This is a genomic window from Spiroplasma endosymbiont of Nomada ruficornis (genome assembly GCF_964030795.1).
GTDB classification, from domain to species: Bacteria; Bacillota_I; Bacilli_A; order Mycoplasmatales; family VBWQ01; genus Spiroplasma_E; species Spiroplasma_E ixodetis_A.
This window is the reverse complement of the sequence record NZ_OZ034962.1, coordinates 1,209,006-1,222,399: the sequence shown is the minus strand read 5'-3', so window position 1 is coordinate 1,222,399 and position 13,394 is coordinate 1,209,006. Positions and strand designations below refer to the sequence as shown.

13 protein-coding genes are annotated in these 13,394 nt (G+C 25.5%); 10 read left to right on the top strand and 3 right to left on the bottom strand.

Annotated elements, in window-relative coordinates; genetic code table 4:
- The first annotated feature begins 1 nt into the window (after position 1).
- From AAHM79_RS07435 to lpdA, 6 genes are all read left to right on the top strand, one after another.
- Entirely contained in the window at positions 2-1,198 is a 1,197-nt protein-coding gene (locus tag AAHM79_RS07435) for an NADH-dependent flavin oxidoreductase (protein WP_342257511.1), read from the top strand.
- A gap of 29 nt (positions 1,199-1,227) precedes the next feature.
- Positions 1,228-1,668 carry a peptide-methionine (R)-S-oxide reductase MsrB gene (gene msrB / locus AAHM79_RS07430; RefSeq protein ID WP_342257510.1) on the top strand — a complete coding sequence of 147 codons (441 nt, stop codon included), beginning with the start codon at positions 1,228-1,230 and terminating at the stop codon, positions 1,666-1,668.
- Between the two features lie 363 nt (positions 1,669-2,031).
- Entirely contained in the window at positions 2,032-3,189 is a 1,158-nt protein-coding gene (locus AAHM79_RS07425; protein ID WP_252320590.1) for a thiamine pyrophosphate-dependent enzyme, read from the top strand.
- Between the two features lie 2 nt (positions 3,190-3,191).
- Positions 3,192-4,232, top strand: coding sequence for an alpha-ketoacid dehydrogenase subunit beta (locus AAHM79_RS07420; protein WP_342257509.1), 1,041 nt, complete (start codon positions 3,192-3,194; stop codon positions 4,230-4,232).
- 30 nt (positions 4,233-4,262) lie between these two features.
- Entirely contained in the window at positions 4,263-5,564 is a 1,302-nt protein-coding gene (locus tag AAHM79_RS07415; protein ID WP_252320586.1) for a dihydrolipoamide acetyltransferase family protein, read from the top strand.
- Positions 5,565-5,580: 16 nt separating this feature from the next.
- Complete coding sequence (lpdA, locus tag AAHM79_RS07410; RefSeq protein WP_342257508.1) at positions 5,581-7,077, top strand: dihydrolipoyl dehydrogenase; 1,497 nt, start codon at positions 5,581-5,583, stop codon at positions 7,075-7,077.
- Positions 7,078-7,143: 66 nt separating this feature from the next.
- Here the strand turns inward: lpdA and AAHM79_RS07405 are convergent, their stop codons facing one another.
- From AAHM79_RS07405 to AAHM79_RS07395, 3 genes are all read right to left on the bottom strand, one after another.
- A complete protein-coding gene (locus tag AAHM79_RS07405; RefSeq protein WP_252320582.1) occupies positions 7,144-7,488 on the bottom strand; it encodes a hypothetical protein in 345 nt (114 codons plus the stop codon).
- Positions 7,489-7,669: 181 nt separating this feature from the next.
- Positions 7,670-8,647, bottom strand: a complete 978-nt coding sequence (locus tag AAHM79_RS07400) for a hypothetical protein (protein WP_342257507.1) — start codon at positions 8,645-8,647, stop codon at positions 7,670-7,672.
- 1,149 nt (positions 8,648-9,796) lie between these two features.
- Positions 9,797-10,744: an IS30 family transposase gene (locus AAHM79_RS07395; RefSeq protein ID WP_342257506.1), complete on the bottom strand. Its 948-nt coding sequence runs from the start codon at positions 10,742-10,744 to the stop codon at positions 9,797-9,799.
- Positions 10,745-11,088: 344 nt separating this feature from the next.
- Here AAHM79_RS07395 and rpsP point away from each other — a divergent pair, with 344 nt between their 5' ends.
- The 4 genes from rpsP (at position 11,089) to rplS (ending at position 13,372) form a co-directional block, all read left to right on the top strand.
- Positions 11,089-11,445, top strand: a complete 357-nt coding sequence (rpsP, locus tag AAHM79_RS07390) for a 30S ribosomal protein S16 (RefSeq protein WP_342257505.1) — start codon at positions 11,089-11,091, stop codon at positions 11,443-11,445.
- Between the two features lie 288 nt (positions 11,446-11,733).
- The gene (gene rimM, locus AAHM79_RS07385) at positions 11,734-12,249 is read left to right on the top strand and encodes a ribosome maturation factor RimM (RefSeq protein WP_342257504.1); all 516 of its coding nucleotides are present in this window, start codon (positions 11,734-11,736) and stop codon (positions 12,247-12,249) included.
- A complete protein-coding gene (gene trmD, locus AAHM79_RS07380) occupies positions 12,242-13,003 on the top strand; it encodes a tRNA (guanosine(37)-N1)-methyltransferase TrmD (protein ID WP_342257503.1) in 762 nt (253 codons plus the stop codon). The genes rimM and trmD overlap by 8 nt, the downstream gene beginning before the upstream one ends.
- Before the next feature lie 3 nt (positions 13,004-13,006).
- Positions 13,007-13,372: a 50S ribosomal protein L19 gene (gene rplS, locus AAHM79_RS07375; RefSeq protein ID WP_252319419.1), complete on the top strand. Its 366-nt coding sequence runs from the start codon at positions 13,007-13,009 to the stop codon at positions 13,370-13,372.
- Positions 13,373-13,394 lie beyond the last annotated feature (22 nt).

The following is a 13,394-nucleotide window of genomic DNA, read 5'->3' as shown; positions in this document are numbered from 1 at the left end:
CATGAATAAAAAATATTCTAAGTTATTTTCACCAATCAAAATTAAAAATTTTGTTTTTGATAATCGGTTTGTGCTTTCACCAATTACCTTAAATGTTTCTAGTTATGATGGTTTTGCTAGTAAAGAAGATATTGATTATGCTCTTAAAAGAGCTCATAGTGCATACTTAGCGATATCTAGTGCTTCTTATATTAATTTAGAGGGACAAATTTTTGAATTTTGTTTTTCTGCTGCTAATGATGAACATATTGATTCATTAAAACAAGTTGCTAATGCTATGAAATCAAAAGGTGCAAAAGCTATTTTACAGTTAGCACATTCAGGTCGTTTTTCTATAATTAGTTTAAATCGTTTAGGTTATGTAGTTGGACCTTCTAAGCAATCTTTTATGTATCCTTTTCCACATGAAGTTCAAGAACTGAGTATTAAGCAAATCAAAGAATTAATTAAAGATTATCAAAAAGCTACCTTAAGGGCTATTGAAGCTGGTTTTGATGGTGTCGAAATTTTTTCAGCACAAAAACTTTTAATTCAAGCTTTTTTTTCAGTAATTAGTAATCAAAGAAATGACATTTATGGTAATCAAAATTTAGAAAATCGTTCACGTTTGGGATTAGAAATTTTACAAGCAGTAAGAGAAACAATTGATAAGCATGCTAGTGAAAATTTTATTTTAGGATATCGAGCTACAGCTGAAGAAACTAGAGGTCAAGAAATAGGTTATCCAATTGAAGATTTTTTACAATTCATGGATCAAGTATTAATAAACATTAAAATTGATTATTTAGCACTAGCTAGTTGGGGAAGAAATATATATAAATATAAAGTTCAATCTCAGGGGGAATATTTTAATCAATTAGTGAATAAAGTTGTTTATCAACACATTAATCAACGTATTTCTGTTATTGTGAGTGGTGGTATAAATAGTCCTGATAAATGTTTAGAAGCCTTAGAATATGGAGATATGATAGGATTATCTTCTGTTTTTGTAGCCGAACCTGATTTTGTTAGAAAAATAAAAACTATGCAAATTGATAAAATTAATTTACATATTACTGAAAAAGATATTGAAAAATTAGCTATTCCTAAAGCTGCTTTTAAGGAAATGGTTAAACTTATGGATTATGGTGAAAGTTTACCTAAGGATACTAGGGATGAGTTAAGAAAGTTAGAAAATAATTATTCAATTAAAAATTAATATTTTGTTTAGAAAAAGGTAATAAAAATATGAAACAAAAATGAAAAATTAAAACTATTAATGAGTTAACTACTTTACAATATGAGGTCATTATAAATTCAGTAACGGAACTTCCTTTTAAAAATAAATATTGAGATAATAAGGAAAAGGGAATTTATGTCGATATTTTATCAGGTGAACCATTATTTGCATCATCAGATAAATGTAATTTTGGTCATGGCTGACCAAGTTTTACAAGACCAATTAGTGAAATATTTATCCTTAAAAAGGAAGATAATACTAACCTAATGTTGCAGCGTACTGAAGTACGTTCTAAAAAAACTGATATTCATTTAGGACATGTTTTTAAGGATGTTCCACAAAAAGAAGGCGGTTTACGCTATTGTATTAATTCAGCAGCTTTACGTTTTATTCCGTTATCAGAAATGATTACAGAAGGATATGAAGAATATTTATCTTACATTAAATAAAAATATTTTTATTGTATATTTATTATCTTGATAATGTTTTATGATTATAAATTTTATTATAAAGTCCTAATTTTATTAGGACTTTATGTTGTAAAAAATAAATAAACAATGATATTATGATTTAAATTATTTTTTCTGTTTTGTTTATTGTTAGAATATATTTTTCATTTTTACATGATAATAGGAAATAAAAAAAATAGTATATTAATAAAACCGGAGATAAATTAATATTTTAGTACAAATTATCTTGAACCAACAATTATTAGTAGTATAATGAAAAGGTATGTTCATTCATTATTTTAAAAATTAGTATAATTAAAAGTGTAACTGCAATTAACTAAAATATTTAGGAGGAAAATTTAAATGTGAGTTGAGAAATTTGATAATCCCCAAAAAGAAATTTTTCAAATATTAAATGAAAAAGGGGTAATTAATCCTAATTTTGTTGATTATTTAAAAAAATTTGATAGTAAGGTTTTATTAAAAGCATATGAAAACATGTGTTTTTCACGAATACAAGAACAAATGCAAATGGAATTAAACTATGAAAAAGATGAAAAAGGACAAGTTAAATTAGTAAATGGAATTCCAAAAGTAATCGGAAAAGTTATTAACTTTTTATCTTCAAAAGGTCAAGAAGGTGTTGAAGTTGCTTATGCTAGTTGCTTACGACCAGGTATTGATTGATTAGTACCGGCTTATCGTAATAATGCAGCATGAATTACTGCTGGATATCCAGTTGAAAAAGTAATTCAATATTGATTAGGAAATGAAATGGGAAGTCAAATGCCGAAAGGTGTTAATATTTTACCAGTTAATATTCCAATTGCTACTCAATATTCACATGCAACAGGTATTGCTTTTGCTGAAAAATATAAAAAAGATAAAGGAATTGTTATTACTACGATTGGTGATGGTGGTACTTCTGAAGGTGAGTTTTCTGAAGCAATTAATTTTGCTGCTATCCATAAATTAGCTGTTGTTTTCTTTGTTGAAAATAATCAGTGATCATTAGATACACCAACTGCTAAAGCAACAATGAGTCCAACTTTTGCACAAAAAGGAACAGCATTTGGTGTACCTAATATTCGTGTTGATGGTAATGATTTTTTTGCTGTTTATTATGCTACACAAGAAGCAATTGAAAGAGCAAAAAAAGGTAATGGTCCTTCATTAATTGAAGCTGTTACTTATCGTCAAAATGCGCATTCTGCTTTTGATATTAAAAAAGATTATTTTTCTGCTGAAGATTATAAAATTGAACAAGAATGATTAAAAAAAGATCCAATCGATCGTATTAGAGAATATTTAAAATCAATTAAACTTTGAGATGACAACAAACAAGCAGAATTAGATAAACAAATTACTAAAAAGGTTAATGATGCAATTACTTGAGCATTAAAAAATGAAAGTGTTTCAATTGATGAAATATTTGATTATACATATGAAAAATTAACACCACAATTAATAGAACAAAAAGCAGAAGCAAAAGCTTTCTTCAATGAAGGAGAGAAAAAATAATTATGAAAAGAAATAATGTGCAAGCTATTACTTTAGCCTTAGAATTAGCAATGAAAAAAAAACCTAATGTTGTTGTTTATGGTGAAGATGCCGGTAATGTTGGTGGTGTTTTTCGAGCAACTAAAGGTTTACAAGCAAAATTTGGAGTTAATCGTTGTTTTGATGCACCAATTGCTGAAGCAGTTATTGCTGGTAGTGCCGTTGGAATGGCAATTAATGGTTTAAATCCAATTATTGAAATGCAATTTTCAGGATTTGCTTTCCCTGCTCTTCAACAATTGTTATGTCATGCTGCACGAATGAGAAATCGTTCTCGTGGTAGATTCACTTGTCCAATGGTAGTACGTATGCCTTCATATGATTGAAATAATGGTAATAATGGTGCTTTGGAGCATCATTCAGAAGCAATTGAAGCTTTATTTTGTCATATTCCAGGTTTAAAAGTAGTTATGACTTCAAAACCTAATGATACTAAAAAATTATTATTGGCAGCAATTGAAAGTCCAGATCCTGTTATTGTTTTAGAATGTTTAGGAACTTATTTCAATAGTTATACTAGCAATAATTATACATATGATGTTAGAGAAGAAGTTAGTGATGCTTATGAAGTGGCTGTTCTTGGTAAAGCTAAAGTTCTTAAAGAATATAAGGCTGAAGAAAAACCTGATTTAACGATTGTAACTTATGGTTCAAAAGTTTATGATTGTGAAGCTGCTGTTAAAATTTTAGAAGAAAAAGAAAATTTTAAAATTGAATTAATTGATTTACAAACATTACAACCATGAGATGAAGAAACAGTTGTTAATTCTGTTAAAAAAACAGGAAGATTATTAGTTGTTTCAGAAGCGGTTCGTTCATTTTCAGTTGCCTCAGAAATTATTACCGTTGTTAATGAAAAGTGTTTTGAATATTTAGAATGTCCTCCAACAAGATTAACGGGTTATGATATTACTGTTCCACTGTCTAAAGGTGAAAAATGATTTATAATTAGTCCAGATAAAATTATGGAAAAAGTTAAACTAATGATGAATTATCCAGTTTAGTTAGTTGTTTAAAGAAAGGAAAGTGAAAAGATGGAATTGAAGTTTAAAGATATGGATGGAATAGATGAAGTTACTGTAACTCAAATTCATGTTAAAGTTGGAGATAATGTCAAAAAAGGTGATAATGTTGTTGATATCGAAGCAGATAAAGCTTCAGATAGTATTAAAGCCGAAGCAGATGGTAAAGTTTCTAAGATTCTTGTTAAAGAAGGAGATAGTATTAAGTCAGGTGCTGTTATTGTTGAGTTTGGTGGGACGATTAGTGATAATAAAAGTCCTTCATCAACAAATTCTTCACCAAAATCTGAATCAGTTGCTAGTACATCTACAGTATCACCAGTTGAATTACCAAAACAAAATGTGCAACCTATTCAACAAACGGGTAAAGTATTAGCAACACCATTAGCACGTAGAATGGCTCGTGACTTAGGTGTTGATATGGGAACAATTAAAGGAACTGGTCCTCGTGGTAGAATTTTAAAAGATGATTTATTAAATGCCAAGAATGGTGGTACAACAACTAGTGCTACTGCATCAACAACACCTATTAATTCAATATCTTCAGTTTCTGCTACAACTATTAGTTCACAAGGTATTAATGTTACTAAAATCGAAAGTTTTGGTAATGTTGAACATTTACCATTATCAGGAATTCGTAAGGCTGTTGCTAATCAAATGTCATTATCAGTTTATACAGCACCACATGTTAGTTTAATGATTAATGTTGATGCTGAAAACTTAGTACAATTACGTGCAACTTTAAAAGAACCAGCGGAAAAAGATCCAGATGGTAGTGCTAAATTAACATTTATGCCATTCTTTGTAAAGGCTGTTGCTAAAGCGTTAAAAGAAGAACGATTTAAATTACTTAATTCAACTTTGAACATGGCTAATAATGAAATTCTTGTTAAAAAATATTATAACATTGGTATGGCAGCTGATACTGAAAAGGGTTTAGTGGTTCCTGTTATTAAAAATGCTGATCAACTTTCATTATTTGAAATAGCAAGACAAGTTAATTCATTGGGTGATAAAGCTCGTAAGGGGCTATTAAAAGGTGATGAAATGCAAGGCGGATCATTTACTATTACTAATTTTGGTTCAGCAGGAATTGAAATGGGAACACCAGTTATTAATTATCCAGAAGTAGCAATTTTGGGTCTAGGAATGATGCAAAAAAAACTAATTATTGCTGATGGTAAAATTGTTGAGCATAAGTTCTTTCCATTATCACTTTCAATTGATCATCGTGTTATTGATGGTGCACCTGCTGGTTATTTCCTTTCTCGACTTAAAGAGTTATTAGAAAATCCAACATTAATTTTAGCTTAAGGAGAAAATGTAAAAGATGTCTAACTATGATTTTGATTTAATAATTATCGGGGCAGGTCCTGGTGGTTATGTAACAGCGGCTCGAGCAGCAAAGATGGGTTTAAAAACTGCAATTGTTGAAAAAGATAACTGAGGTGGAGTCTGTTTAAATGTTGGATGTATTCCTACTAAGACGTTACTAAAGGGCGCAAAAGTTTTTCATTATATTGAAAATGCTGATAAATATGGTGTTGCTATTAAAGATAAAAAAAATATTGAAATTAATTGAAAAGTAATGCAAGATCGTAAAGCTGGTGTTGTTAAAGGTTTAACTGGTGGTGTTGGCTTTTTAATGAAATCTAATAAAGTTGAACAATTATTAGGGACTGGAAGTGCTATTGATAAAAATACGATTTTAATGAAAGCTAAAGACGGTAAAGAAAAGAAATATACTACTAAATATATGATAATTGCTACTGGTTCAAAAGTAAAAATGTTTGATAATCCTAATGGTCCACAAGGTTTAAGTGAAAAAGATTTAAAAACAAACCAAACATTATTAACTTCGACTGAAATTCTTTCTTTAAAAGAAGTTCCAAAAACACTAACTATTATTGGTGGTGGTGTTATTGGAATTGAGTTTGCTTGTTTATTTAGTACACTTGGTACTAAAGTTACTATTATTGAATATTGAGATCGTATTTTAGCATTACTAGATGAAGATATTAGTACAACTTTAACTAAAATTCTTGAAAAAAATGGTGTTAATATTATTACTGGTCATAGTGTTAATGAATTAAAGGATAAAACTTTAACTTATTATGCTGCAACCGATAAAGAACATAAAAAACCATTAACAGTAACTAGCGACTATTGTTTATTAAGTACTGGAAGAACGCCAATTACTGAAGGTTTTACTAATTTGGGAATTCAAATTAAACCCAATCAAGCATTTGCCGTAAATAATAAATTGGAAGCTTTAGATGCTAACAATAATGTTATTGATAATATATATGTAATTGGAGATGCTAATGGTCAAAGAATGCTTGCTCACGTTGCGTCAACACAAGGATTAGCAGCACTTAATAATATTTTAGTTAAAGAAGGTAGAACGGATGCTGATAATCAGCCATTGAAAGAGCAAGAAGTAGATTATAATAAAATGCCTAGTTGTATTTATTCATTCCCTGAAGTGGCAAGTGTTGGTTTAACTGAAACTGAATGTAAATCTTTAGGTAAAGAATATTTGATGAAGAAAATACCATTTACTATTAATGGTAAGGCATTGGCTGATGGTGAGACTGATGGTTTTGTTAAAATAATTATTGATAAAAAATATGGAGAAATCCTAGGTGCTCATATTTTATGTTCAACGGCTACTGATATAATTGCTGAAATTGTTAATATTATGCAAACGGAAGGTACTATTGTTGAATTAGCCTCTTCTTGTCATCCACATCCAACAATGTCAGAAGTAGTTATGGATGTTGCACAAGATTTAGAATTAGAATGATACAAAGTTAATAAAAAATAGAAAATAATAAAAATGTACCTAAAAATTTAAAGGTACATTTTTATTGTAAAATTAATATAATATTGATTAAAAAGTATTGCTTCTTCTTTTTTTATCAAAAAAATAATTAGTGGTATTACTGTTAATTTCTTTTTGTAAATATTTATTTCATGTAGTTATTTGTTCAAATTGTATATTTTCTAAATTTTCATTACATAAATTATTATTTTCTGACGTTCTTTTTTTAAATAGTGTTTGAAATGTTTTTACTTCATTTTGTTGCATTTCTGTTTTATCTTTATCTTCTAATAATTTGCATATAATAGTATTTTTTTCTGTTCGGCATTTAATAAAAATATTTTCTTTACATTTCACTGCTTGTTCTCAATTTTTATCTTTTTCAATATCAAAATCATATTTATTTGTTGACATTTTATTATTGTTCCTTTCGAGATAAAAATGTTAATTATGTCACTTTGGATAAAAAACCAATAGTAGTGACAAGTTAATTTTATAATAATATTTAAAAATATTTATATATGATCTATAAATAAAAAAAGTGTAAAAAAATTACTTTAATTTTCTAAGTAAAAAATTAAAGTAATCATTATTTTTAAATAACCTTATTGATTTGATTTTTTGTTTTATATTCAATAAATATTTTTTGAAAAAGAGGATCTGTTAAAACATTATTTAATACTAGTTGTTCATATGTTTCATAGTTGTGATTTCTTTGCACATAATATGTTTCATAAGCAAATAAGTGCATAATCATATTACCAATGGTAGGATTACTTTCTTTATTATTTTTTCAAAGTATTTCTTGTAGTTTAATACCGTGTTTTTTAAATAACATATTCATTGAATGTTTTATTTTATGTGGTCTAGTTAATATTAATTTTTCAATAGCACTACTAATATTAAGACCATTAGCAAATATATCATCTAAACTATGAATAAAGTTTCTCAATTGAATTAATTCGAGATCTTTAAATAATTGTTCATTATCTTGCAAAATTTTTTTCATTAATAACATTTTAACATGACTATCATTTTGTTCAATATAAATAGGAATTTTAATCATATTAGTGAAACTTCTAATGATTGGAATTAATTCTTGTTTAAATTGATAGCCTAAATGGTAGTGAATTATAAAAAATAATAATAAAAGATTTTCATATATTTTATTTAAATTCAAAAAGGTAAGTGATTTTTTATGTTCATCTATTGTTTTAATAAATGACTGATGGAATTGAGTGATAATATTAATAATATCTTGTGAAGTATTTTCCAAACATACGTTTTTAAAATTGGTAAGTATAGTTTTTTTATATATAAGATTTGCATTATGAAATTCTTTTAAAGCATTTTTATAATAATCTGTTGTGAATGTTTCTGAAAGTTCTTTTTGTAAACTATTAATTTTTTCTTCATCACAAAGAATAACTGCATCTTGATAGTTTAAAAATAAAACAATTCAATTTATACACATTTTTTTTTGATCAACAGTTAAATTTGTATCAACGAAACATTGGAATAAAGCACCGCCATTTTCAATGATACACTCATCAGCTGTTTTGTTAATTAACATTATTTGGCACCTAACTTTCTTTTTTGTAGTTTTAATAATTTAATTAAAAAGTGTTTTAAGGTCAACTATCTTCTTTAATATTCTATCATTATAAATGACTTTTTTAAATTTTAGTAAAAATTACCAATTTTAATAATTTTTTTAAACAAGTTAAAAAATGACTATTAACTTTAGATTTTTAAATCACTTGAAAAAATATTTAAAAATTTTTTAAATCATTAGATAATCAGATGTATTTTTTTGTTCAATAGTTAAGTTTGCATCAATGAAACATTGAAATAAAAAACCTCTATTTTAATGATGTAATTATTAGTTGTTATATTAATTAACATTATTTGGCACCTAACTTTCTTTTATAATTTGATAACTTTTAATTAAAATATATTTTAAAAGTCAGTTATCTCTTTTAATCTCCTATCATTATAAATGACTTTTTTAAATTTTAGTAAAAATTACCAATTTTAATAATTTTTTAAACAAGTTAAAAAATATTATTAACTTTAAATTCTAAAATGTTATTTTTAAAATTATTTAATGATTTTAAAGTAGGTTACTATTATTATATTTATATAACATCAACATATACTTTAAAATTGAAGTAATGCTCATATTTTATCTCAAATTCTTTATACAAGGGATTCTAATAATTTTTAAATAAGTATAATTTGTTATGCAAGTTTTTTATAAACTTTTATATTTTTTCTAATTTTTTAAATATTAATTTTATAATCAAAAACTTAGTTAAACACTTATGGGACAAGATGTGATAGTGTGAATCTTGTATTCTTATTCTAACACATAATATTTGAAACTTCTTCTTTTTGGAAATTATTATTAATTGTAATAAAAAACTTTAGTATTAGCGTTAATTATTAATTAAAAGCATTTTTTACTATAAATTAATTATAAAATAGATTATTAAAATTATAGTATTTTGACTTTAATAAGAGTAAAAAAAACTAATTTTATGAAAAATAAATAAATTTTGTAAAACAAAAAATAATATGTACAATATAATTATTAAGTTTAATATAAGTTTTTAACCCATTGCTTTTTTTAAGTAAATGGGTTTATTAATAAAAAAAATAAGAGGTAAAGAAGAATGGTAAATGATTTAGTTAATATGCTAAATTGTAAAGGTAAGTGCAACTAAATTATTTTTCTATCCAAATATTCGATTGGTGAAAGATAATTTAATATTTTTCTCGGTCTTTGATTTAAAGACAATATAAATTTATGAACTTCATTTTTATTAGTTTTTGAAAAAATAAATTTTTTAGGAAATTTTTCTCTAATTAAACCATTAGTATTTTCATTAGTACCTCTTTGTCAAGGTGAATATGGATTGGCAAAATAAATTTTTACATCTAAATTTTTTTCAAGTTGTTGTCAATTTGAAAATTCTTTGCCACGATCAAAAGTAATAGTTTTAACAATGTTTTTAGGAAGAATTGATAAATAATAACTGACATTTTTATTAATAACTTTAGTAGTTCTGTTTTTAACTAATATTGCTAAAGTAAATCGTGATACTCCAACTAAAGTTATTAAACATGATTTGCTTTTACCTCGTGATGATACTATAGTATCTCCTTCTCAATGACCAAGTGTTATACGATCATTAACATTTATATCTCGTTCTTTAATTGATTTACCATTAAACTTGCCACGATTTTCTTTAGATTTTCGTTTTTTACCTTTTCTTCTTAAATTTTTACTAGTAACTTTATCAAGCATTCCAAAATAAATTCAAGTATAAATTGTTTTAAAACTAATCACTCACTCTTTATGAAAATTTTTAATTCTGCCATAAATTGGTTCAGGTGATCAACCTAATAGTAATTTTTGTTGTACATATTTTACTAAATTCTTATTTTTAAACTTATGAAAACTAATATGTGATTGTTTTCGATTTTCAGCTTTATTTTGTGCAATTAATGAAAAATAATGATTATTATCTTTATTTCTATTAATTTCTCGAATAATAGTACTAATACTTCGATTAAGATTTTTAGCTATTTCACTAATTTTAAATTTAAATTTCAATTGATTCTCAATATAAATCCTTTCATCTATGCCAAGATGTTTATAACTCATATAAAAACTCCTTACTTTTTTCTAAACTAAATTTAGCATTATGAAATTTTTATATGAGAATTTTTTGCAATTTTATTTACTTGCACTTACAAGTATAATTCAGCAAATAATTGTTAATTTTAATAATTAAATATTAATAAATAAATTATTTAAATACTTACATCAGTAAGTGTTTTTAATAGAAAAACTTATTTATTGAGAAAAAATATGTAACTTAGTAAAAATAAAGAAATTATTATTTTAAAATCTTTTTATCTGTTAAGTATTTTAACTTGACATCATTATGTGAATAAGATATTATTAAAAAGGTTTATTTGCCACAAATTAATAGAAGGAGGTAATTTATGGTTAAATTACGCTTAATACCAACAGGAAAAAGTAAATCAGTGCAACCTAGTTACAGAATTGTTGCAATTGATGCAAGAACAAAACTAAATGGTAGATATATTGATAAATTAGGTACTTATAATCCAACAAGCAAAGAAAAACAAGTAACTATCGATGAAGTAAAAGCATTAAAATTTTTATCAAATGGTGCTCAACCAACAGAAACTGTTCGTAGTTTATTATCAGCAGAAGGAATTATGACTAAATTTCATAATTTAAGACAAGAGAGAAAAAGTAGCAAACCTAAAAAAATAACAAAAAAAGTTACTGTAAAAAACAAAAAAACTGCTACTACTGATTCTATTAAAAAATAAGAAGCACTCGCTACTTAATATTAAAATATGCTACAAGTGATTAATTAATATGTATGTAACATTGTTAGAAGGTTTAATTGAACCAATTTTACTTGATAAAATTTGTGAAGTTGAGATTCGCGAATTAGTAGAAAAAAATCACTATGATTTAATATTAATGGTACCAATCATTAATATCAGTATTGATTGGTAAAAAAGGAAATACTATTCGTGCATTATCAACAATTATTGAAAGCAAAGCATATTTAGAAAACAATACTATTAAATTAGTAATTAATGAGTTTTAAGATGAAATATTTAGAATTAGGTACTATTGTTAATACTCATGGTCTTATTGGTGAAGTTAAGGTTTTATGTAATTATTATGGTAATAAATTTTCATGAAAAGAAAAAACAACAGTTTATTTAGAAGAAACTAAACAACTAACACCTTTAATTATTTCAAGAGTAAGAAATCATAAGCAGTTTTTATTATTAACATTTGAAAATTATAATACTATTGAGTTAGTAGAAGGTATGAAAAATAAAAATTTAGTTATTAATACTGAAGAAATAATTAATGACAACTTACCTTGATTTTATGAAGATATTCTAAATTATGAAGCATTTGATGCTAATAATAATGCTTTTTTAGGAAAAGTTATTGCTTTCTTAGATAATAATCATCAAGGTTTATGAGAAATAAAAATGACTAATAAAAAAACCTTTTTTATTCCTAATAATAAAGTATTTATTAATAAAATTCATAAAGAAGAACAAAAAGTTTATTTTAATATTATTGAAGGATTAATTAATAATGACTAAAAACCAATTCACAATTATAACTTTATTTCCCAATGCTTTTAATGATTTTATGCAAACATCAATCATCAAACGAGCTATTACTAAAAAACAAATTAGCATTGATATTATTGATATTAGAAGTTTTGCTAATAATAAACACCAACAAGTTGATGATGATCCTTATGGTGGTGGCAATGGTATGGTTTTACAAGCAATGCCAGTAATTAATGCTATTAATAGCGTAAAACTTAAATATCCTAAGGCTAAAACAATTTTACTTAGTCCACAAGGTCAACAATGAAATCAACAATTAGCTTATAAATATAGTCAAAAAAATATTAATTATATTTTAGTTTGTGGTCATTACGAAGGTATTGATGAACGCATTATGTCTTATATTGATGAAGAGATTTCAATTGGTGATTATGTATTAACTGGTGGTGAATTACCAGCAATGGTTATTATTGATTGTATTACTAGGTTAATTCCTAATGTTATTCAACATCAATCTCATCTTAATGATTCTTTTAATAACTCATTATTGGATTATCCAACATATACAAGACCAGAAGAAGTACTAGGTATGAAAGTTCCAGAAGTTTTAATTGGTGGTCACCATGAAAAGATAGCAGAATATCGTCATCAACAAGCATTAATTAATACTTATAAAAAAAGAATTGATTTATTTAAAAAATATCAATTATCTGCAAAAGATAAAATAATAATTGAAGAATATAAATCTTCACTTAAAAAAAATAAACGAAAGGAGAAATAAAACATGCAAAATGCAATTATTAAATTAGTTAGCGAAAGTCAACTAAATCATAATCTTCCTAATTTTAAATCTGGAGATACAATCCAAGTTTTTTCTAAAATTAAAGAAGAAAAAAAAGAACGTATTCAAATGTTTGAAGGAGTAGTTATTGCTCGCAAAGGTTCAGGAATTACGCAAAATGTTATTGTTCGTAAAACTGTTGGTGGTAAAGGTGTCGAAAAAACATTTGCTTTACATTCACCATTAATTGATAAAATTAATGTTATTCGTAAGGGTAAAGTAAGAAGAGCACGTATTTTCTACTTACGTAAATTAAGCGGTAAAGCTGCTAGAATTAAAGAAATTAAAACAGTAAAACCCGTTAAATAATAATTAAACCACCGTTATTAAA